Origin of the sequence: Bacillus sp. S2(2019) (assembly GCF_005144805.1) — a bacterium.
Classification (GTDB): domain Bacteria; phylum Bacillota; class Bacilli; order Bacillales; family Bacillaceae; genus Bacillus; species Bacillus altitudinis.
The window spans coordinates 13427-35471 of record NZ_SWFL01000001.1; the positions used below are offsets into that span (position 1 = coordinate 13427).

Here is a 22045-nt window from a genome sequence, read left to right on the forward strand (position 1 = left end):
CGTTTCTACCAGTATAAAAAAAGAACCGTCACATGACTATAGACGATTCTACAAAATATCAGGCTGTTTTATCGTATTTTTTGTATCATGATCTAAAAGCAGCAAGGCCAAATAAAAAAGCATCGCATCTTGCATACGCTTTGGATCAAGTGTCGTTAAATCCTGGATTCGTTTTAATCGGTAATGAAGTGTATTAATATGGACATGCATAGCTTCCGCTGTATGTTTCAATGAGTAATCCGAAGCGATGAGTACCCGCAAAGTTTTCATTAGTTCTGGATAGGGGAAAAGGGACGCAATCGTTCGATCAAGAAACGCATCTTTTGTTTCCTGACTGATTTCCTCCATAAAAAGTTCAAGCGTCAAATCTTCATCAAACACAATGGGTGTTTCAGCATGCGCCAATTTTAAAGCGCGAAACGCTTGATGAAAGGACTGCTTCATGACATGAGAAGCTGCTGGTTTTCCTGCCCCCATTAAAATCCTCGATGGTGACAGCGCTGTGAGCGCAGCATGAATATGGAACAAGCGCTTGTGCCATGTATCACGACCATCTGGTGTGGCTTGTAGCATGAGCAAAAAACGTGCATGCCCCCAGCGCACAATGATCTCCTGATTGGTGAGTTGCAGTTTGTCCTTCATCAGTTTGTATTGATCCTGCTTCATAAACGATTCGTCTTGACAATCAATGAGAATAGCGACACGCTGCTTGTTGACATCAAGGCCAAGCCGCTGCGCTTTCTCGGTCATATCAACCGCTGTCTCTGGCAGATGAAGCCAGTCGAACACAAAGGCTTCAAGCTGCCGTTCATCTGTTTCCGTTTCTTGAAAAAATTCATGTTCTTGAATGAGCAGCTCCGTCATTTTACGTAAAATGTCGCCAAAAGGGGAGACATGCCTAGGATCACCTGTCATTCCAATGACCCCAATGACTTCTTGTTTAAAATAAATAGGCAGATTGATACCGGCTTTGACGCCTTTCATCTGCAGCACATCATCCTTTGTGAGAATTCGTTTCTGCCCTTCTAAGGATGTGACATATGCTCCTTCATGAAATTGACCAATGCGTGCTGGATCTGTTGCAGCAATAATGGTACCGTTTGTTTGTGTGATGATGATTTCTTCCGTCAGTACCTTTTTGACCTCATCTACGATTTTTTCTGCCAGTGTCATTGTGAGCAAAACGGTCCCCTCCGAGATGTTTCTTTTTCCACTATCATACCATCATATGCTCAGGCATATCTTTCTTTTCATGTGTTATGCTAAAATAAAAAACGCATATGAAGTAGATGAAAGGAGATACAGTCATGTCACTGCAAAATCGCTTACAAGATTTATTGAAAGAAGGGCAGGCGCTCACCGACTTTGAATATAACAAAGCCGCAAGTCAAAATTGGCCGCTAGAAGGGGCAAAAATGACAGAAGAAGCACGCTTTGCTGATGTTTATATAGAACGTGTAGACAAGGAATCGGAGGAAATGATTCAAACAGAAAATGCTTCCTTTTTAAATACACCTCTTACATACGTAAAAAAACAACAAAAAGAATTCATTTATATCGAGTCGAAGTGGTTTGATGTGGTGAGAGCCGACGGACTTGCCATAGAATGGGATGAAGTATTTCAGACGTATACCGTGTTATTCGGATTGAAGCGTCCTAAAAAAGATACTGGATTACTAAAAGAGATGCTCTCAACATTAAATGGTGCTCAGCTTCAATTTAATGGGCAAGACGGGTTATTTGATGTCAACATTCCGCTTCTTGAACTAGAGGACATCAAAGAAGATACACCTTTGATTGGTGTGATCTCAGCAGTGTACCGCTATTTATTCAACTTGCTCATGCAGCTTGAAAATGAATGAATCAAAAAACGGCTCACATTCCTGAGCCGTTTTTTAGAGCAATCCTCTTATGAATTGAGCCTCACCCATCCCGAAGCTCCAATCGGCGTCTCCATTTTCCACGATGGAGATCATCACATCCGTCTTGGCAACCCCGCATTCTTTTTCTATACGTTCTGCGATTTGTGCATAAAGCTGTTCCTTTTGCTCTTTCGTCCGCTGTTTACTGACAACACTAATGACAACCAGATCCTTTGTTCTCGGATAACCAAGCCCAGTGTCCTCAATCATCATCTCTTCAGGGCGGTGCTGATGAACAATTTGATAGCGATCTCGTTCAGGTACCCCAAAGGCATCAACCATTGCTTCATGGCAAGTGTCCAGCAGTTTTTTTAATTCCTCTTTTGAACGGCCTTCTATCACGTCAAATCGTAACAACGGCATCAGGTCAACCTCCAAATATGTGTTTAATATACAATCATAATGTAACCAACACTTCGCCGGTTCACTCTTTTGCGCATAAGAAAAAAGCCAAAACATTGGCGCTTGGCTTTTTCGCTCTGGACTAAGGCGTGACAAATTTCACATCATGCTCTTTTCCATATTGAAGGTAATCTTCATTTGGTTGTTCATTCGTCACGACGATGTCTATGTCTTTTAAGTCACAAAACGTGGTCAAGGCATAATGGTCAAACTTACTATCATCGACTAATAAAAAGGTTTTGGCGTTTTTTTCAACGAGCGTTTTTTTAATATCTGTCTCAAGCGGGGAGGAATTCGTGACGCCATGATCAATGGATAAACCAGTTGATGCAATAAATGCTTTATTGACATTGTATGCTTTGAGACGCTCAACACTTTGATAACCAACGAAAGAATTTGTTTTTCGCTCTAGCATACCCCCGGTTGAAAAGATGGTGAGGTGTTCATAAGGCATAGCCTGTGTAATGAAATCCACGTTATTTGTCACAACGGTAATCCGTTTCTCCTTCAAATAGGGAAGCATCTCCAGTGTCGTTGTACCAGAATCAACAAAAATCATATCACCATGTTCAACAAAAGCAGCGGCTGCCTGTCCGATCAATTGTTTTTTACTCAGCTGACGAGTCTTTCGCTCCTGATACACCACCAATGTTGAGTGATTCACAGCGACGCCGCCGTACACTTTCTTTAGCACGCCGGATTCTACCAATGCTTGTACATCTCGGCGTATGGTGTTTTTTGAGACGCCAAAATGCGTCACAAGCTCATCAAGAGAGGCAGATTCCCGGTCAAATACATACTCTTTTATTTGCTGAATACGTTTTGTTTTTATCATGCTACAATCTCCAATCAATACGAATATGCTGATTCTATTATAACAATAATTCCACGTAAAAGATGTCACTGATCAACATGGGAGAATCGAATGATCTTTTTCTCTTATCTTTTCTCACTTTTCATAAAAGCGTATGATAGAGAAAAGAGGATAGAAAGGATTTTCACTTCTATGAATCAACACAACATACAATTTTCAAAGCTTGCAAATTTTAGAGAAGTAGGGGGACTCCAAACAACGGATCAGATGGTCATCAAACAAGGAATGATTTATCGATCTGCCGATTTATCACGTCTCACGAAGCAAGACATATTGACGTTCTCAACACTTGGAATTCAAACGATTTGTGACCTGCGTACAAGCTCAGAACGAAAATCACACCCGCCAAAGATCATGGAACATGACAAAATTGTTCATATCCCTATGCAGCCTGACAGCATGATGCCTAGCAAATGGACCATGTTTCGTATGCTGATAGCAGAAGGAAAATCTCTATCCTTTACACCGATCATGAAAGATGTATATCAAAGCATGCTCTATGAGCGAAAAAAAGAGATTCAGCAATTGTTTACATTACTGTCCGATGAAAAAAATTATCCGCTTATGCTTCACTGTACAAGCGGAAAGGACCGTACAGGCTTTTTATCTTCTCTTATTCAATTAGCAACGGGTGTGCCGGTGCATACCGTTTTAAGTGAATACATGCGTTCCAATGAAGGCGTGAAAATGCTAGTGAAAAGACAAGAACGATTTGTTCGCATGATGAGTTTATATCGGGTGTCAAAAGAACAAATTCAGCCCCTGCTTGGTGTGCAGCAAGATTATCTTGAAGATGTACTGAATGAGATGATGGATACATACGGAAGTGCAGAGCGGTATTTACTAGAAGCCTGCGACGTCCCGCAAGCTCAGCTGCTTAAAATGAAAAACATCTTGCTTACACCATCTGCTGGCATTCCATCACAAAACGCAGAATAAACTTAATATGAGGTGATGCAAACCATGCTGAAAAAGATCAGTATGACGGTTCTGACACTAGTTTTCATGGGTGTCTTCTTATTGATTCCGTCTAGCAGTCTAGCTCGTTCGATGCCAAAAGGGAAGCTTGAGAGCACAAGAGAGATGCGTGCAGTGTGGGTCGCATCGGTTTATAACTTAGATTGGCCTTCAAAGAAAGGACTGCCCGCAGATGAGCAGAAACAAGAGTTCATTCAACTGTTAGACGACATCAAAGCGATGAATATGAACACCGTCATCATGCAAATTAAACCAACAGCAGATGCCTTTTATCCGTCGAAATTCGGGCCATGGTCTGAATATTTGACTGGTATACAAGGGAAAGACCCTGGATATGACCCGCTTGAATTTATGATAGAAGAAGCACATAAACGCGGCCTTGAATTTCATGCTTGGTTTAACCCTTATCGAATCACCATGAATCATACCGATCTCAACCGGTTATCAGCCGATCATCCTGCAAGAGCACACCCTGATTGGACCATCGCCTACGGAAATCAGCTGTACTTTAATCCAGGCATTCCTGATGCTCAGGACTTCATTGTTGACGGGATAGAGGAAGTGGTGAAAAACTACGATATTGATGCGGTGCATATGGATGATTATTTTTACCCGAATAAAATCGCTGGTGTGCCATTTCCAGATCAAGAAACGTATGAAACTTACGGGCAGAAATTCACACATATAGAAGATTGGCGAAGAGATAATGTGAACGAGCTAGTGAAGCAGATCAATGACACCATTAAGAAAGAAAAGCCGTATGTGAAATTCGGCATTAGCCCATTTGGTGTATGGCGCAACATAAAAGATGACCCAACCGGTTCAAACACAACAGCAGGGATGACCAATTATGATGATTTGTATGCTGATACAAGAGAGTGGATACAGCAGCACCATATTGATTATATCACCCCGCAAATTTATTGGAGTATCGGCTTTCAGCCCGCTGCCTATGATGTGCTGACGAAATGGTGGTCAAATGAAGTGAAGGGGCAACCTGTTCATTTGTACATTGGTCAAGCGACGTATAAAATCAATCAAAACAGTGATCCTGCTTGGTCTGATCCCGAGGAGTATTTTCGCCAGATCGAGCTGAACAGACAGTCACAGCTCGTACAAGGAAGCATGCATTTTAGTCTGAAAGATATCAATCGAAATCCCTTGAATGTAAAGAAACGATTAATAGAAGAAACCTATAGCAAACCGGCTCTCATACCAGAGATGCCATGGCTTCATCAAAAAGCGCCAAAAAAACCAATCATCCAATCTGTGAAAAAGACAGAGGATGGTGCAGTTTTACAGATACAAAATGATCCGCACTCTAGTGCATCCTATTATGCAGTCTATCGATTGTCGAATAAAGGGACATACGAATTTGTGCAAACGGTCAGAAAAGAAACTGGTTCCTTCACTCAAACGAAAGACATTTTAGCCAATCAAAAGAAGAGCTATACCTATAAAGTGACGGCACTCAATCGCCTTCATCATGAAAGCAAACCTTCTACAAAAACAGTAAAATAACAAAGACAGCATAAATGAGGGCTTGCCTCCATTTATGCTTTTTTTGCTTTCTCTATTTTTCTACTATTTTTATTTTAATTTTCTGAATTCAATCAAGCTTGGCATGAAGCAGCTATTTCAATAATAAATATGATAGAAAAGCGCCAAAGGGGGAAGCAAAATGGATTTTGAATTAACGAAAGAGCAGCAAATGATCCGTCAGATGGTCAAAGAATTTGCAAAAACAGAAATTGCACCACACGCTCAAACTGTTGATGAACAGGCAGCATTTCCCGTAAAAACATTTCAAAAAATGGGGGAGCTCGGTTTTATGGGTATACCCTTTCCAGAGAAATATGGAGGTTCTGGAGGAGATACGATCTCATATGCACTGGCAGTAGAAGAAATTGGAAAACAGTGTGCGAGTACAGGTTTAAGTTATGCCGCAGCGGTTTCCTTAGGCGCAAGTCCACTTTATTACTTCGGGACGGAGGAGCAAAAGATGGACCATCTTGTTCCATTAGCCTCTGGAACAGCGCTTGGCTCCTTCGGATTAACAGAACCAAACGCCGGATCAGATGCAAAAGGAACAAAAACAAAAGCCATTAAAGACGGACAAGAATATGTCATCAGTGGGGAAAAGTGCTGGATCACAAATGCCAATTATGCCAGAACGATTATTGTCACCGCTGTGACAGATCATGATGAAAACGGACGTCCGATCATCTCCGCCTTTATTGTGGAGAAAGGGCAAAAGGGACTTTCAATTACAAATCCATATGACAAAATGGGGGTTCGCGGTTCAGATACGGCTGAAATCATTTTAGACGAAGTGCGTGTACCAGCGCATCATATATTGGGAGACAAATCGAAAGGATTCAAGCAATTTTTATATACATTGGACGGCGGACGAATTTCCATTGCAGCCTTATCTGTCGGAATTGCACAAGCTGCACTTGATGCTTCACTTTCCTATGCAAAAGAAAGAAAGCAATTTGGAAAGACGCTCTCATCCTTCCAGGCCATTCAGTTTAAGCTGGCGGATATGGCGATGCAAATAGAGCTTGCAAGACAAATGGTCTGGAAAGCCGCTTGGCTGAAAGATCAAGGCAAACCATTTACAAAAGAAGCGGCCTATGCCAAACTGTTTGCTTCAGAAATGGCTACAAAAGCAAGTCTTGATGCTGTCCAAATTCATGGCGGAACAGGCTATATGAAAGAATGCGGTGTTGAACGGCTTGTGAGAGATGCCAAGCTCATGGAAATCGGAGAAGGAACCTCTGAAATTCAGCGGCTCGTGATCGCAAGACAGTTGTTAGCGTAATACCTTAATGAAAACGCTTACTACACATGAGGGAGGAAAGCAATGATGTCGATTCACCCGCAAACGATTGGCTCCCTATTAAGAGAAAAAAAAGAACAGCATCCAGCACATGAAGCCATTGTTTACCCAGAACGTTCTTTACGTTATTCGTACGAAGCGTTTTATCGAGAGGTCAAGGAAACAGGTAAAGGTCTCATGGCATTAGGGGTTCAAAAGGGAGATCACATCGCCATTATGGCACCAAATATACCTGAATGGCTCATTCTTCAATTTGCCTGCGCCTCCATTGGTGCTGTTCTTGTCACTGTGAATACCAATTTTCAATCACAGGAACTCGCCTATTTACTCAAGCACTCTGACAGCAAAATGTTGTTTATTGTAGACGGCTTTAAAGAAACGTCCTATGTCAACATGCTTGAAGAGCTGATTCCAGAACTTCAAACCGCTCATCAAGAGGAGATCACTTCCACACAATTTCCTTATTTAAAAAGATGTATCTATATCGGTCAGCATCTACCAAACGGCATGCTCAGCTGGGATCGTCTTCAAGTGGCAGCCAAAAGAACCGAAGAGTTTGAATGGGAGAAGCGAATGAATGAGCTCACGCCTGATGACGTTATTAATATGCAGTACACTTCAGGCACAACCGGCTATCCAAAGGGCGTCATGCTCAGCCACACAAACATCGTCTGTAATGCGAGTCAGATCGCAGATTGTATGAAATTAACAGAGCAGGACCGTATGTGTATCCCAGTGCCGTTCTTTCATTGCTTCGGCTCTGTTCTTGGTGTACTTGCTTGTCTCACAAAAGGGGGAACGATCATTCCACTTGAATCATTCCATCCAGAACGAGTCCTTCAAACAGTAGAAAAAGAAAAATGCACCGTTCTTCACGGTGTACCAACCATGTTCATCGCAGAGCTCGATCATCCAAATTTCCACTCTTATGACCTGTCCACATTACGAACGGGCATTATGGCCGGTTCACTCTGCCCATCCCATGTCATGAAAGCAGTCATTGAAAAAATGGGACTGAGAGAGCTCACGATTGCCTATGGTCAGACCGAAAGTTCACCGGTCATTACCCAAACAAGAACCGATGATTCGTTTGAAAGACGAGTTCAAACGGTCGGACGTGCGCTTCCTCAAATTGAAGTCAAAATTGCTTTACCAGGAACATCAGAAGAAGTGCCAAGAGGACAGCAAGGGGAGCTTTGTACAAGAGGCTATCATGTCATGAAGGGCTATTATAAAAACGAAGAAGCAACAAATGAAGTCATTGATGAGGACGGATGGCTTCATACAGGGGATTTAGCTGAGATGGATCATGACGGTTATGTGAAGATCACAGGCCGGCTCAAAGATATGATCATCAGAGGCGGAGAGAATGTGTACCCAAAAGAGATTGAGGATGTCCTATACACTCACCCTGCCATTCTTGACGCACAGGTTGTTGGTATTCCTGATGAGACATACGGCGAGGAAGCAGCCGCATTCATTCGGCTGAAACAAGGGAAGTCGGTCTCAATTGAGACATTAACGAGCTATTGTCAGTCGCAAATGGCACGCTACAAAATCCCGAAATACTTTTTCATTACAGATGAGTACCCAATGACCGCCTCAGGCAAAATTCAGAAATTCCGCTTGAAAAAGCAGGCGCTTGATCTAATAAAGGAGTGAAGGCAGCGATGTTTGAACAAGTATTGATCGCCAATCGAGGCGAAATTGCCCGTAGAGTGATTCGGACATGTAAACGGCTCGGAATCAAAACCGTTGCCGTTTATTCAGAGGCTGATCAGCATGCACTTCATGTGCAAGAAGCAGACAGCGCCTATTATATCGGCGGCGCTAAAGTTTCTGAAAGCTATTTAAACATAGAAGCGATCATTAAGGTTGCCAAACAAACAAATGCTGATGCTATCCACCCGGGGTATGGTCTTTTATCAGAAAATGCGGCATTTGCTGAGCGCTGCCGGAGCGAAGGCATTGCCTTTATTGGACCATCTGCACAAGTCATTCAGCAGATGGGAAATAAAATTGAAGCGAGAAAAACGATGGAACAAGCGGGCATTCCAATCGTTCCTGGTGTTTCAGCCCCACTCCATGATGCAGACGAAGGTGTTCATAAAGCACAGACACTCGGCTATCCCATTATGCTAAAAGCATCTAGTGGTGGCGGCGGGATTGGTATGCAGCTCGTCCGCAACGACGAAGAACTGCATCGAGCGTTTGAAGGAAATCAAAAAAGAGCACAAAGTTTCTTTCAAGACGGTACTTTATACATGGAAAAGGTGATTGAACACGCACGGCACATCGAAATTCAAGTTCTTTTTGATTCGTTCGGTCACGGCGTTCACTTATTTGAAAGAGATTGTTCACTCCAAAGAAGACATCAGAAAATTGTTGAAGAGGCACCAGCCGTCTGTCTTGAAGAAACGGTGAGACAGCAAATGGGACAGATGGCCGTCAAAGCTGCCAAAGCGATTGGGTATGAAAATGCGGGCACGATTGAATGTTTAGTCGATCAAAACCAGCAATTTTATTTCTTAGAAATGAATACGAGATTGCAAGTAGAACATCCTGTCACTGAAGAAATTACCGGGATTGACCTTGTCGAGGAGCAGCTAAAAATTGCCGCATTAGAGCCCCTGTCTTTTAGCCAAGAGGATATTCATCAAATTGGGCACGCGATTGAAGTTAGAATATACGCTGAAGACCCTGTGACATTTTACCCTTCGCCAGGCACGATCACTCGGCTTTCTACACCTGATGCCCCATATATCCGTCATGAGTCAAGCGTAACGAGCGGAAGTGTCATTACCCCATTTTACGATCCAATGATTGCGAAAATGATTGTGTACGGTGATACTCGAAAACTCGCCATAGAACGATTAAAAGCAGCATTACAAGCATATGAAATAGAAGGGATCAAAACCAATGTACCGCTTTTAAAGGAAATGGCCGAATCAACTGCCTTTTTACATGGCAGCATCACAACCGATTTTCTGATGAAAAAAAGGGAGGAAAACCGTTCATGAAAACTGTCACGATACAAATGGCCGGAAACTTATGGAAGCTTCTTGTGAAACAGGGTGATGATGTGCAAAAAGGACAGGAAGTCGCCATCTTAGAATCGATGAAAATGGAGATTCCCATTGTTGCAGAAGAAGCAGGTGTGATCAGTAAAGTGTATAAGGCGGAGGGTGACTTTGTTGACGAGGGAGAGGTACTTTTGGAGCTGACAGAATAGGGGGAAAGCCGCATGGCATTACCAAAAAACGTGCTCATTAGAGAGGTCGGCCCGCGCGATGGCCTGCAAAATGAATCCGTTTGGCTGGACACAATGGAGAAGCGAACATGGATCCATTTACTCGAAGAAGCCCATCTTCCTTATATTGAAGTCACCTCATTTGTTCATCCGAAATGGGTTCCAGCCTTAAAAGACGCCAAAGAATTAGCCCAATCATTAAACAAAAAAGATAATATCACCTATGCCGCACTTATCCCAAATGAAAAAGGATTAGCTCATTTTTTTGAAGCAAACCTTGAGGTAGGGGCTATGTTTATCTCAGCGAGTGAGACACATAACAAAAAGAATATGAATCGATCTATACAGGAAACACTGCCTGTGATCAAACAAATGACAGCCGATTTAAAAGCAGAAGGACGGCAAACGCGGGCCTATATTTCAACCGTGTTTGGATGTCCTTATGAAAAACAAGTGCCGATGGACCAAGTGTTGCGATTAACGGAACAGCTGCTCTCCTTCGGCATTGATGAAATATCACTCGGGGATACCATTGGGGAAGCCCATCCGCTACAAGTAGAAAGACGGTTAGACCTTTTACTTGAACGCTTTCCTGCTGATAAAATCGCGCTTCATTTTCATGATACGAAAGGAATGGGGCTTGCCAATATTTATACAGCATTAAAAGCCGGCATCACCATATTTGATGCCTCTAGTGGGGGGCTTGGCGGCTGTCCTTATGCACCTGGCTCTAGCGGAAACGTGGCGACAGAAGACGTGGTGCACATGCTTCACAAACTCGGGATCGAAACAAATGTCGACCTCCCTCGCTTGATTAAAGCGGCTGAATGGATTGAAGCAAAAGTGGATCGAACCCTGCCAAGTCACTGTTTACGCGCTTTTCAGTCTCACACTACTTGATAAAGGGTGAATCACATGACATCATTGGTCCATTTTTCAATACAAGATGATCACATTGGCATCATGACCTTAAACAGACCAGCACAAGCCAATGCTCTATCAGCTGCTATGCTAGAGGAAATCAACCAAACGATTCAAGAAATCAAACATGATGCAAACATCCGCTGTTTGCTCATGACAGGAGCTGGCGCTAAAGTTTTTTGCGCAGGAGCAGACTTAAAAGAACGGCGATTGATGACAGAACAAGAAGCCAAAGAAGCCGTTCTGACCATTCAGCAAACCTTTACAGACATTGAATCTTTGCCTGTTCCTGTCATTGCCGTGATAAACGGACACGCACTTGGCGGAGGTCTTGAGCTCGCGCTCGCCTGTGATCTCCGCATCGCAAGAGCGGGTGCAGCGCTCGGCCTGCCGGAAACAGGACTAGCTATCCTGCCGGGAGCAGGGGGCACACAAAGACTTTCGCGCCTGATCGGACCCGGGAAAGCGAAAGAAATGATCTTCACAGGCACTTCTTTACGAGCAGAAGAAGCCGTTCAAATTGGGCTGATTGAACGTATCTCTACAGCCGATTCACTGATGAATGATGCCATCACACTCGCAAAACAAATCACCAAAAATGGACCGATCGCTTTAAAAGAAGCAAAACAAGCCATTCAATCCAGCCTTGATCACGATTTACAAACAGGGCTGACGAAAGAATACGAAGCTTATCTGCGGCTTATTCATACAGAAGATCGACTAGAAGGTCTCAAGGCTTTTCAAGAAAAACGAACGCCTTATTACAGAGGGAAATAGCAAGAAAGGGGAATGTTTATGATCGAAGAATATGAATTAAAAAAACAACGAATTGAAAAGGGCGGGGCAGAACGCTACCATGAAAAAAACAAAGAAAAAGGAAAATTATTTGTCCGTGATCGCCTCCATTTGTTATTAGATGAGGATTCTTTCATTGAAGATGCCATGTTTGCAGAGTGCAAAGATGAACATTTACCAGCAGATGGTGTCGTCACAGGAACCGGTCGTATGAATGGGCAGACTGTTTGTGTCATGGCAAACGACTCTACGGTTAAAGCAGGATCGTGGGGCGTCAAAACAGTAGAAAAAATCATTCGAATTCAAGAAACGGCCGAGAAGCTCAATTGTCCGATGCTGTATCTAGTCGATTCAGCGGGTGCAAGAATCACCGATCAGATCGCAATGTTCCCAGGCAGAAGAGGAGCAGGGCGCATTTTTTATAACCAAGTCAAGCTGTCTGGGCGCATTCCTCAAATTTGTTTACTCTTCGGTCCATCTGCAGCCGGTGGTGCGTATATCCCTGCTTTTTGTGACATTGTCGTCATGGTCGAAGGAAATGCCTCTATGTATTTAGGCTCGCCGCGAATGGCTGAAATGGTGATCGGTGAAAAAGTATCACTTGAGGAAATGGGCGGTGCGAAAATGCATTGTAGCATTTCTGGATGCGGAGATATATTAGCCGAAACAGAGGAAGAGGCCATTCAAATTGCACGTGATTATTTAACCTATATGCCTGCCAACTATATGGAAAAACCAAAAATGACAGCAGCAAAAGCACCTAAACCATCTAACATCACCATCCAAGACTTAATTCCTAAAGGCCAGAATACCCCATTTGATATGTATCAACTCATCGATTTACTGATTGATGAAGGGTCATTTTTTGAAATCAAAAAACTGTTTGCCGCAGAGTTAATCACCGGCTTTGGCAGAATGAACGGTCAGCCTGTCGGTCTCATTGCCAATCAGCCAAGGGTCAAAGGCGGCGTATTATTCCACGACTCAGCTGATAAAGCCGCCAAGTTTATTCAGCTCTGTGATGCCTTTCATATCCCGCTGCTCTTTCTCGCGGACATACCAGGATTTATGATTGGAACAAAAGTGGAACAAGCCGGCATTATTCGTCATGGGGCAAAAATGATCTCCGCTATGTCAGAGGCGACCGTTCCGAAAATATCCGTCATCGTCCGTAAAGCATACGGAGCAGGATTATATGCAATGGCAGGCCCTGCTTTTGAGCCAGACTGCTGTCTCGCTCTTCCATCGGCGCAAATCGCTGTGATGGGTCCAGAAGCCGCTGTAAATGCCGTCTATGCAAATAAAATTGCAGAACTCCCGCCCGAAGAGAGGGCTTCATTTATACAAGAGAAGCGGAAGGAATACCAGGAAGATATGAATATCTATGAGCTTGCCTCTGAAATGATTGTCGATGGCGTCATCCCATTTGACCGTCTAAGAACGGAACTTTGTCATAGATTACTAGCCTATTCATCGAAAGACATGACATTTACGAAACGAAAACATCCGGTCTATCCGGTCTAAAGGGGGCAGTCCTCATGATCAACCTGAAACCAGAATGGATACCGGAAGAAAAGCAGAGCCAAAAAACACGTTTGCATCAGTGGATGAAATCTCTTGGTTTTTCTACGTATGACTCATTCTATCAAGCCAGTATTGCACGCACAGACTGGTTTTGGAGAGAAGCGGAAAAGGCGGTTGGAATTCAGTGGAAAAAACCATATGAAGCGGCATTAGGTCACCACTCATTGATGTGGCCGAAATGGTATCAGGGCGGCACACTTAACATCACCGAAACGGCTGTGGACAAATGGGCAGAAAAAGAAGAGACGAAGCATCGGCCCGCCATCATTTGGAGCAATGAAGCCGGTGAAGAAAAGAAATGGTCATTTCTCGAACTTCAAGAGAAAGTGAGCCGTCTTGCAGCTGGCTTTTTGAAAGAAGGACTTCAAAAAGGGGATGTAGCCATCATCTATATGCCAATGCTTCCAGAAACGGTCGCCGTCATGCTTGCCTTTGCAAAGATTGGTGTGATTTTCAGCCCAGTCTTCTCAGGCTATGGAAGCGAGCCACTCGCTGTACGCATTCGTGCGTCAGGCGCATCCATTGTCGTCACAGCGAATGAAATGATGCGGCGAGGGAAAACGATCAACATGCGGGAATGTGTGGCGGATGCCATCAATAAAACCACAACTGTGCAAAAAGTGATTGTGCACACTTCCTCTCATACCGGATATCAGGACGATGTCCTGCTGAATGATTTGTTAAAAGAACAGCCGATCACCGGCGCGACCTATGTCACAAATGAAGACCCGCTGATGATCTTGTATACGTCAGGCACAACCGGCACACCAAAGGGAGCCGTTCATACACACGCAGGCTTTCCGATAAAGGCAGCTTTTGATGCCGGGCTATGTATGGATGTGGCAAAAGGAGACCGGCTGTTTTGGCTGACTGATATGGGCTGGATGATGGGGCCATTCCTCGTCTTTGGCGGCTTGATCAATGGAGCTGCCATCGTTTTATATGACGGCGCTCCCGATTATCCAGATGAGCAGCAGCTCTGGTCATTCATCCACGAGAAGAAAGTCACTCATTTTGGACTTTCCCCTACATTTGTTCGTTCTGCGATGCAGCAAACGATTGATGGGGTCGAACTATCGCATGTCAAAGCCATTATTTCTACAGGGGAACCATGGAATGAAGCTCCGTGGCAATGGTTATTTCACACCATTGGTCAAAAGAACATTCCAATCTTAAATTATTCAGGAGGAACCGAGGTTTCTGGTGGCATTGTAGGCAGTACGTTGCTTCGTCCCATCAAACCGATTCTCTTTAATGCGGCGATCTTAGGAATGGCGGCAGATGTATACAATGAAGCTGGGCAAAGCGTGATGAATGAAGTAGGGGAGCTTGTGGTGAAAAAGCCATGGGTCGGCATGACATGTGGTTTTTGGAACGAACCGGAGCGTTATGAAGATACGTATTTCAAACGATTTGATGGTGTATGGACACACGGAGATTGGGTCATGCAAACAGAGGACGGAGAATTCCACATCACCGGCAGATCGGATGATGTCATTAATACAGCAGGGAAACGCATCGGGCCAGCTGAAATTGAATCCATCCTTACCTGGCATCCTGCCGTGCATGAAGCCGCTGTGATCGGGGTAAAGGATGAGGTGAAAGGGGAGGCGCTCGTCTGTTTCATCGTGACCAGTCCGCATGCTTTTGAAGAAGCTGCCCTTATCCAAGAGCTTTCAGCCCATGTTGGTTCACATGCCGGAAAAGCGCTCACACCAAAAGAAGTTCATCTCATTTCAGCTTTGCCGAAAACAAGGAATGGAAAAATCGTACGACGTTTACTTAAAGGGGCGTATGAAGATCAGCCTTCACCCGATCTATCTTCATTAGACAATCCAGATGTATATAAGAGTCTGACCGAATACTTGAATAAGAAACAGAAAAAATAAAAAAGACAGGATGGTTCCTGTCTCTTTTTATTGCACATGAAAATTCGTTCCATCTGTTGTCTCTTTCACAATCCCTGCACGAATGACAAAATCGCCGAAATGTTCATGTTCTTCTCGTTCTTTTGCGTAGCGGGGGAGAATAGAGCCAAGTTCTTTTAGAATGTCTTCCTCACCCACATTTTCACGGTATAATTTACTTAATCTGCTGCCATCAAATGCGGCACCAAGATACATATTATACTTACCAGGTGATTTTCCGATAAATCCAATCTCTCCAAGCGCATGACGAGCACAACCATTTGGACAACCAGTCATTCGAATGGTGATTTCTTTATCACTTAATCCGTTTTCTTCAACGATGTCTTCGATTTTATCAATCAATCGTGGAAGGTAGCGCTCTGCTTCAGCCATCGCTAAACCGCATGTTGGCAAAGACACACAAGCCATTGAGCTGCGGCGCAGGGCGGAATGCTGCTGGCCGTCTGATAAACCAAACTTCTGAATGAGCTGTTCGATTTGTTTCTTTTTATGAGTTGTCACATTCCCAATGATTAAATTCTGATTGGCGGTTAGACGGAAGTCACCTGTATGAACTTTGGCGATTTCGCGGATGCCTGTCATCAGCGGATAATCATTATAATCTGTGATGCGTCCGCCTTCTACAAACATCGTATAATGCCATCTGCCATTAATGCCTTTTACCCAGCCATAACGGTCACCGTTATGATCAAAGTGATAATCTTTTGCCTCTAAAAGAGTAAACCCAAGACGGCGCTCAAGTTCTTCTTTTACATTCTCAAGACCAAGGCGGTCCACCGTATATTTAAAGCGGGCATTTTTTCGCACGGAACGGTTTCCGTAGTCACGTTGAATGGTGATGACTTGTTTGGCAATTTCTACGACTTGTTCAGGTGTACAAAAACCGATGACCTTTGCAAGCTGCGGATAAGTCGCTGTATCACCATGCGTCATACCCATTCCGCCGCCAATTGCGACATTAAAGCCGACCAGTTGATCGTTTTCGATAATGGCAATAAAGCCTAGATCCTGCGAAAAGACATCAATGTCATTAGCAGGAGGGACGGCCACGCCAATTTTGAATTTCCTTGGCAAATAAAGCGGACCATACATCGGTTCAACTTCCTTATCTGGCGTTGCCGCAACCTTTTCCTCATCAAGCCAAATTTCGTGATAAGCTCTTGTTTGCGGGAGCAGGTCATCACTTAATTTTTTCGCCAGCTCGTATACATCATGGTGCACTTCTGATTGATAGGGGTTTGAAGTACACATGACATTCCGGTTCACGTCGCCGCAAGCAGCAATTGTATCAAGCATAGTAGAATGAATGTCTTGAATGGTCTTTTTCATGTTCCATTTTAAAATACCGTGAAGCTGAAAGGTTTCACGAGTAGTCAGCTTTAACGTACCGTTTCCGTATTTGTGAGCAAGCTCATCCATCACAAGCCACTGCTTAGATGTGGCGATTCCGCCAGGCAGACGGACACGCAGCATAAATTGATAGGCAGGCTCAAGCTTTTGTTTTTGTCGTTCATTTCTCAGATCACGATCATCTTGTAAGTAGCTGCCGTGATGCTTCATCAGACGGTTGTCATCATCCGGAATTCCCGCTGAAATCGGATCAAGCATCACTTCTTTTAACGTACCCCGTAAATAATCACTTTTTTCTTTGATTTCCTCTACGTCGCTCGGAGGTCCATCCGGCGCTGTTAATGCTGTCTTCACCATGTAAGTAAAAGCTCCTTTCTTTCAAGCATCAAATCAATAAACGTCACGCTGATAGCGTTTTTGTTGCTGTAAGTTGGCAAGATAGCTTTCTGCTTTTTCTTTGCTCATCGCACCTTCTCCTTGAATGATGGACAGAAGGGTATTGTGGACATCATGCGCCATATGCTTTTCATCTCCGCAAATATACACGTAAGCACCTTGCTCAAGCCATTCAAATAATTCTTTGCTTTGTTTCTTCATTTGGTGCTGGACATATACTTTTTCCTCAGTATCTCTTGAAAAAGCCACGTCCATTTTCGTTAAGACGCCATCTTTTAACCACTTTTGCCATTCCGTTTGGTATAAGAAATCCGTCAAAAAATGCTGATCACCGAAGAATAACCATGACTTTCCGTTTGCACCCATTTCCTCACGCTCCTGCATAAATGAACGGAAAGGGGCGATGCCTGTGCCTGGTCCTACCATAATGATCGGTGCATCTGGATCTTGAGGAAGCTTAAAGTTTTGGTTGTGCTGAATATAAACAGGTAACGTATCACCTGGCTGCAGGCGCTCTGCACATAAAATCGAGCAGACACCTTGGCGTTCTCTGCCGTGCGCATCATATCTGACAGCCCCTATCGTCAAATGAACCTCTTCGTCATTTGCTTTGAGACTGCTTGCAATGGAATAAAGGCGTGCAGGGATTTTTCTTAAAATGGACGTGAATTCTGCGGCGGTTCCTTCAAAAGGACCGAAATCACGAGCCGCATCTACTAGGTCCCGGCCTGCGATATATTCTTTCAGTTTTTCTTCGTTTCCTTCTTCTAAAAGGGCATGCAAGGATTCACTTTTTGTCAGTGCAGCGATCTTTTGAAGAAGTGGTTTTGATAAAACCGTGATCTCAAAATGCGAGGTGAGTGCTTCTTTTAAAGGAAGAGTGTCTCCGTTTTTATGAACGGTGACGGCTTCTTCTGCATTCCATCCGCATGTTTGAATCAGTTCATCGACAAGTGCAGGATCATTTGTCGGGTAAATGCCAAGGCTGTCACCTGGCTCATACACGAGGCCCGATCCTTCAAGAGAAAGCTCTAAGTGACGTGTTTCTTTATTAGATCCACGCCCATTTAAGTTGATATTTTCAAGAACTTCAGCATAATAAGGATTCGTTCTTGAATATTCAGAAACGGCTTGATTGTTGGCTCCCGCTGATTCTTGCGGCAGTGATACAGCTTCACCTTCACTCAAAGAAGAGGCAACACCTTGAAGCCATTCTGAAAACGGCTCATCATAATCAAGGTCACAATCCACTCGGTCAAACAGGCGTGTACCGCCAAGCTCTTCGAATCGTTCATCAAATTCTTTTCCTGTCTGACAAAAGAATTCGTATGAGCTGTCACCTAATGAAAGGACAGAAAAGCTTAAATGATCGAGCTTTGGCGCACGTCTGCCGTGAACATATTCATGGAACGAAAGGGCATTATCCGGCGGATCTCCTTCGCCATGTGTGCTGACAATGACCAGTAAATTGTTTATTTTTTTCAGATTATTCGGTTTAAAATCGGACATAGAAGAGAGCGTCACTTGAAAGCCTTTCTCTTCAAGATGCTGGGCTGTCTTTTTTGCTAACCCTTCGGAATTGCCTGTTTGCGACCCATAAAGCACGGTCACATCTTTGCTCACAGGCTGTACAGCTGCTGCGGCAGAAGGCGCCGGAGCGACAACTTCTGAGCCGGCAAGGGTTGCCTGTGCTGATAAATAACCAGTAAGCCAAATTTTTTGCTGATCTGTTAAAGTCGGAAGCAGCTGATTGAGTAACTCTGCCTGCTCCTGGCTAAACGGACTGTTCAATACATGAAGTTGCAACAATATCCACCTCACAAGGAATATAAACATAGATTAATTCGATAGGAATTATATATATAGGTTTAATTTGAACTTTACCGAAAGTTTGCCATTAAGTAAAATATATAATATTGATTGTCATGATTAAGATTTCTAATGACAAAACACGGATGAATAGGGGAGAGGGCACAAAAAAAGGAAAACGGAGCACCGTTTTCCTCTTTTTCGCCTGACTTACGCCGTTGGAAGTCCCATCACAGCTTTCACTTCTAAATATTCCTCGATACCGAAGTCTCCCCATTCTCTTCCGATACCTGATTGCTTAAAGCCTCCAAATGGGGCAAAGTAATCTGTTTCTGCATTGTTAATGGTGATTTGACCAGCACGAATATGTTCAGCGACATATTTTAATGTTTTTTCATCTTGACCAACAACATACCCGGCAAGACCATACACTGTATTGTTGGCGATCTCAAGGGCATGATCGAGGTCTTGATACGTGATCACACTCATGACTGGCCCAAAGATTTCTTCTTGCGCAATGGTCATATCATTTTTCACATTGGTGAAAATGGTATGCTTGGCGAAATATCCTTTATCGATTCCGTCTGGCTTTCCGGTTCCCCCAGCAAGAAGGGTAGCACCTTCTTCGATTCCTTTTTCAATATAAGATTGCACCGTATCCCATTGCTTTTGAGAAACAAGCGGGCCAGTAGCGTGATCTTCTCTCGGATCACCAACTGTAAACTTCGGCAGGGCGTTCAGCAGCGCTTTTTCAAACTTGTCTTTCATTGATTCTGGAATCAGCACACGTGTAGCTGCAGAACACACTTGACCTGTATTCATCGCAATATGATGAATGGCTGTTTCTGCTGCTTCGTCCACATCTGCATCGTCTAAGACGATAAGAGGGGATTTTCCGCCAAGCTCAAGTGCTACTTTCTTCACATTGTCTGCTGCGTTTTCCATAATTTTAGAGCCGACGGCACCTGATCCTGTAAATGAAACGAAGTCAATATCAGGGTGTGAGCTAATGCCGTCACCAATCACGTCACCCGTTCCGTTTACTAAGTTGAAGACTCCTTTCGGTACACCTGCTTCATCAATAATTTCTGCAAGAATCATCGCAGCAAAAGGGGTAATTTCCGCTGGCTTTAAGACAACTGGTGAACCTGCCGCAATGGCACCCGCAATTTTAAGAGATGTCTGATTCGTCGGGAAGTTCCACGGTGTAATTAATCCACTGACACCAATCGCTTCTTTTATAATCGTATGTCCACCGCGGTCTTCGGTAAATGTATAAGATTTTAGTGCTTCCGCTGCTTTAGAAAAATGTTCATAACCCATTTTGTAATGAACTTCTTCGGACACTTTCAGCGGTGCACCAAGCTCTTTTGTCATCACTTCTACAAGTTCATCCTTGCGTTTTTCGTACCCGCGCACAATGTTTTCCAGCATTTCTACTCGTTCATTTCGAGATGTTTTTGAGAAAGAAGGGAAGGCGGCTCGGGCTGCTTTGACTGCCTTATCTAAATCTTCTTTCGTTCCTAAACTAATGGTGCCAATGACTTCCTCTGTCGCAGGGTTGATGACCTCTGTTGTTTCGTTTCCTGTTGATGCGACCCATTCTCCATTAATAAAGTGTTTCTCTTGATTTCTCATTCTGACATGTCTCCTTTTTATGTGTGATTCAATCCAATATTCTGTTTTCAGCTGATATAAAACTGTACCCACTGTGAAAAATCTAAAACAGAGAAACTGCATGAGAAAAAGTTTCTGATATAATACGCAAAGTGGGACATATGTCCTTTTCAACATGAGGGCATCTATCATTTAATGGAACTAGACTGAAAAAAGAAGGAGCTTTTGAACGAATGAAAGGTGTTATTTTCGCATTATTAGGAGGCGCTTGTATTACACTGCAAGGCGTAGCCAACGCCAGAATTAGTCAAGATATCGGGACGTGGCAGGCGGCAACGATCACGCAGCTGACAGGGTTTATCATCTCTCTCGTCATTTTACTCATCGTACGGGATGGCCACTTTAAGGAATACAAAAAAGTGCAGCCTCTTTACTTAATTGGAGGTGCATTTGCAGCCATTATTATCTTTAATGAGGTCACTGCCATTCAAATCGTTGGTGTGACACTCACCATCGCTGCTTTACTTATCGCACAGCTTGCGTTTACCTTTGCCATCGATGCAAAAGGATGGTTTGGTGTTCAGAAGAAAAAAATGAAATGGCCCCATTATGCAGGCATCTTTTTAATGATTGCAGGCGTCATCATCTTAAAACTATAAAGGAGGGCATCAGATGGAGGAGCTGCATGATGAATCTCTTTTTTCCTCTTATATGAAGATGCATCAGTTACAGAATGTCTTTCATCAAAAACTCATCTCACATGTGAGCTTGTGGCGTTATCAGCAAGGTGAGCTGATTTGTTCAAAAGGAGATAAAAGGGAGTATATGTACTTGCTGGTGAAAGGAAAATTAAAGATTTTCACCACCACAAAGGAAGGAAAAACATTTATCCTTTGCTTTAAAAACCCTCTTGAAGCGATTGGAGATATTGAATACGTTCAGCAGACAGATATGGTCAATACAGTTGAAGCCGTTACAGAAGTACATATGCTCAGGATTTCTCATCAAGCCCTCATGCGGCATGCAAAGGACGATCCTCGAGTTTTAGCCTTTTTGCTTAAGGGCATCACAAACAAATTTTATACTAAATCAAATGATTTAAGCTTTCACCTTTTATATCCCGTAGAGGTCAGGCTTGCAAGCTATTTATTGTCTGTTTTAACAGGGGATGATGATGCGCACACACGCACGCTTCGCCTCACGGATGCAGCGAGCTTAATTGGAACAAGCTACCGCCATATTAATCGGGTCATTCAGCAGTTCCAAAAAAAAGGGCTGATTGAAAGGCGAAGAGGAAAGATTACGATTTGTGATCAAAAAGGGCTTTTAGAAATAGCAGAACACAACATTTATGAATAGAAGAAACGAAGGGACTTA

Annotated in this window: 19 protein-coding genes; 13 read left to right on the forward strand and 6 right to left on the reverse strand. The window is 43.5% G+C overall.

Going from position 1 to position 22045, the window contains the following annotated elements:
• Positions 1-48: 48 nt before the first annotated feature.
• Positions 49-1182, reverse strand: coding sequence for a CdaR family transcriptional regulator (locus FBF75_RS00070; RefSeq protein ID WP_019743949.1), 1134 nt, complete (start codon positions 1180-1182; stop codon positions 49-51).
• A gap of 125 nt (positions 1183-1307) precedes the next feature.
• On the opposite strand from FBF75_RS00070, the gene FBF75_RS00075 reads away from it, so the two are divergent.
• Complete coding sequence (locus FBF75_RS00075; protein ID WP_046527663.1) at positions 1308-1862, forward strand: hypothetical protein; 555 nt, start codon at positions 1308-1310, stop codon at positions 1860-1862.
• Positions 1863-1895: 33 nt separating this feature from the next.
• Here FBF75_RS00075 and FBF75_RS00080 read toward each other — a convergent pair whose 3' ends face one another.
• A complete protein-coding gene (locus FBF75_RS00080; RefSeq protein WP_136944303.1) occupies positions 1896-2285 on the reverse strand; it encodes a tautomerase family protein in 390 nt (129 codons plus the stop codon).
• Positions 2286-2406: 121 nt separating this feature from the next.
• A complete protein-coding gene (locus tag FBF75_RS00085; RefSeq protein WP_017359514.1) occupies positions 2407-3159 on the reverse strand; it encodes a DeoR/GlpR family DNA-binding transcription regulator in 753 nt (250 codons plus the stop codon).
• Positions 3160-3249: 90 nt separating this feature from the next.
• Here FBF75_RS00085 and FBF75_RS00090 point away from each other — a divergent pair, with 90 nt between their 5' ends.
• The 10 genes from FBF75_RS00090 (at position 3250) to FBF75_RS00135 (ending at position 15457) form a co-directional block, all read left to right on the forward strand.
• Positions 3250-4137, forward strand: coding sequence for a tyrosine-protein phosphatase (locus FBF75_RS00090; protein ID WP_136944304.1), 888 nt, complete (start codon positions 3250-3252; stop codon positions 4135-4137).
• A gap of 24 nt (positions 4138-4161) precedes the next feature.
• On the forward strand, positions 4162-5697 hold the full coding sequence (locus FBF75_RS00095; protein ID WP_136944305.1) for a glycoside hydrolase family 10-like protein: 1536 nt from the start codon (positions 4162-4164) through the stop codon (positions 5695-5697).
• A gap of 160 nt (positions 5698-5857) precedes the next feature.
• Complete coding sequence (locus FBF75_RS00100) at positions 5858-7000, forward strand: acyl-CoA dehydrogenase family protein (protein WP_007499209.1); 1143 nt, start codon at positions 5858-5860, stop codon at positions 6998-7000.
• Between the two features lie 42 nt (positions 7001-7042).
• A complete protein-coding gene (locus FBF75_RS00105) occupies positions 7043-8680 on the forward strand; it encodes an AMP-binding protein (RefSeq protein WP_056703160.1) in 1638 nt (545 codons plus the stop codon).
• A gap of 8 nt (positions 8681-8688) precedes the next feature.
• Positions 8689-10038 (forward strand): acetyl-CoA carboxylase biotin carboxylase subunit, encoded by a 1350-nt coding sequence (locus tag FBF75_RS00110; RefSeq protein ID WP_136944306.1) that lies wholly within the window; start codon positions 8689-8691, stop codon positions 10036-10038.
• Complete coding sequence (locus FBF75_RS00115; protein ID WP_008346646.1) at positions 10035-10250, forward strand: acetyl-CoA carboxylase biotin carboxyl carrier protein subunit; 216 nt, start codon at positions 10035-10037, stop codon at positions 10248-10250. Before FBF75_RS00110 ends, FBF75_RS00115 begins: the two co-directional genes overlap by 4 nt.
• Before the next feature lie 12 nt (positions 10251-10262).
• On the forward strand, positions 10263-11168 hold the full coding sequence (locus tag FBF75_RS00120; RefSeq protein ID WP_136944307.1) for a hydroxymethylglutaryl-CoA lyase: 906 nt from the start codon (positions 10263-10265) through the stop codon (positions 11166-11168).
• Positions 11169-11183: 15 nt separating this feature from the next.
• Positions 11184-11966 (forward strand): enoyl-CoA hydratase, encoded by a 783-nt coding sequence (locus tag FBF75_RS00125; RefSeq protein ID WP_136944308.1) that lies wholly within the window; start codon positions 11184-11186, stop codon positions 11964-11966.
• Positions 11967-11984: 18 nt separating this feature from the next.
• Positions 11985-13508 (forward strand): acyl-CoA carboxylase subunit beta, encoded by a 1524-nt coding sequence (locus FBF75_RS00130; RefSeq protein WP_136944309.1) that lies wholly within the window; start codon positions 11985-11987, stop codon positions 13506-13508.
• Between the two features lie 14 nt (positions 13509-13522).
• Complete coding sequence (locus tag FBF75_RS00135) at positions 13523-15457, forward strand: AMP-binding protein (RefSeq protein ID WP_136944310.1); 1935 nt, start codon at positions 13523-13525, stop codon at positions 15455-15457.
• Positions 15458-15484: 27 nt separating this feature from the next.
• On the opposite strand, the gene cysI is transcribed toward FBF75_RS00135, so the two are convergent.
• The 3 genes from cysI to FBF75_RS00150 form a co-directional block, all read right to left on the reverse strand.
• Entirely contained in the window at positions 15485-17203 is a 1719-nt protein-coding gene (cysI, locus tag FBF75_RS00140) for an assimilatory sulfite reductase (NADPH) hemoprotein subunit (RefSeq protein ID WP_017359524.1), read from the reverse strand.
• A 33-nt stretch (positions 17204-17236) separates the two neighbouring features.
• Entirely contained in the window at positions 17237-19048 is a 1812-nt protein-coding gene (locus FBF75_RS00145) for an assimilatory sulfite reductase (NADPH) flavoprotein subunit (protein WP_136944311.1), read from the reverse strand.
• 213 nt (positions 19049-19261) lie between these two features.
• Positions 19262-20689: an aldehyde dehydrogenase family protein gene (locus FBF75_RS00150; protein ID WP_136944312.1), complete on the reverse strand. Its 1428-nt coding sequence runs from the start codon at positions 20687-20689 to the stop codon at positions 19262-19264.
• Positions 20690-20901: 212 nt separating this feature from the next.
• Here FBF75_RS00150 and FBF75_RS00155 point away from each other — a divergent pair, with 212 nt between their 5' ends.
• Positions 20902-21327 (forward strand): DMT family transporter, encoded by a 426-nt coding sequence (locus FBF75_RS00155; RefSeq protein WP_136944313.1) that lies wholly within the window; start codon positions 20902-20904, stop codon positions 21325-21327.
• A gap of 13 nt (positions 21328-21340) precedes the next feature.
• Positions 21341-22027, forward strand: coding sequence for a Crp/Fnr family transcriptional regulator (locus FBF75_RS00160; RefSeq protein WP_136944314.1), 687 nt, complete (start codon positions 21341-21343; stop codon positions 22025-22027).
• The last annotated feature ends 18 nt before the right edge of the window (positions 22028-22045 follow it).

Bases quoted from the DNA above. Each gene is read 5' to 3' on its own strand.
- FBF75_RS00075 (WP_046527663.1), top strand. From the start codon at position 1,308: ATGTCACTGCAAAATCGCTTACAAGATTTATTGAAAGAAGGGCAGGCG.
- FBF75_RS00080 (WP_136944303.1), bottom strand. From the start codon at position 2,285: ATGCCGTTGTTACGATTTGACGTGATAGAAGGCCGTTCAAAAGAGGAA.
- FBF75_RS00085 (WP_017359514.1), bottom strand. From the start codon at position 3,159: ATGATAAAAACAAAACGTATTCAGCAAATAAAAGAGTATGTATTTGAC.
- FBF75_RS00090 (WP_136944304.1), top strand. From the start codon at position 3,250: ATGATCTTTTTCTCTTATCTTTTCTCACTTTTCATAAAAGCGTATGAT.
- FBF75_RS00095 (WP_136944305.1), top strand. From the start codon at position 4,162: ATGCTGAAAAAGATCAGTATGACGGTTCTGACACTAGTTTTCATGGGT.
- FBF75_RS00100 (WP_007499209.1), top strand. From the start codon at position 5,858: ATGGATTTTGAATTAACGAAAGAGCAGCAAATGATCCGTCAGATGGTC.
- FBF75_RS00105 (WP_056703160.1), top strand. From the start codon at position 7,043: ATGATGTCGATTCACCCGCAAACGATTGGCTCCCTATTAAGAGAAAAA.
- FBF75_RS00110 (WP_136944306.1), top strand. From the start codon at position 8,689: ATGTTTGAACAAGTATTGATCGCCAATCGAGGCGAAATTGCCCGTAGA.
- FBF75_RS00115 (WP_008346646.1), top strand. From the start codon at position 10,035: ATGAAAACTGTCACGATACAAATGGCCGGAAACTTATGGAAGCTTCTT.
- FBF75_RS00120 (WP_136944307.1), top strand. From the start codon at position 10,263: ATGGCATTACCAAAAAACGTGCTCATTAGAGAGGTCGGCCCGCGCGAT.
- FBF75_RS00125 (WP_136944308.1), top strand. From the start codon at position 11,184: ATGACATCATTGGTCCATTTTTCAATACAAGATGATCACATTGGCATC.
- FBF75_RS00130 (WP_136944309.1), top strand. From the start codon at position 11,985: ATGATCGAAGAATATGAATTAAAAAAACAACGAATTGAAAAGGGCGGG.
- FBF75_RS00135 (WP_136944310.1), top strand. From the start codon at position 13,523: ATGATCAACCTGAAACCAGAATGGATACCGGAAGAAAAGCAGAGCCAA.
- cysI (WP_017359524.1), bottom strand. From the start codon at position 17,203: ATGGTGAAGACAGCATTAACAGCGCCGGATGGACCTCCGAGCGACGTA.
- FBF75_RS00150 (WP_136944312.1), bottom strand. From the start codon at position 20,689: ATGAGAAATCAAGAGAAACACTTTATTAATGGAGAATGGGTCGCATCA.
- FBF75_RS00155 (WP_136944313.1), top strand. From the start codon at position 20,902: ATGAAAGGTGTTATTTTCGCATTATTAGGAGGCGCTTGTATTACACTG.
- FBF75_RS00160 (WP_136944314.1), top strand. From the start codon at position 21,341: ATGGAGGAGCTGCATGATGAATCTCTTTTTTCCTCTTATATGAAGATG.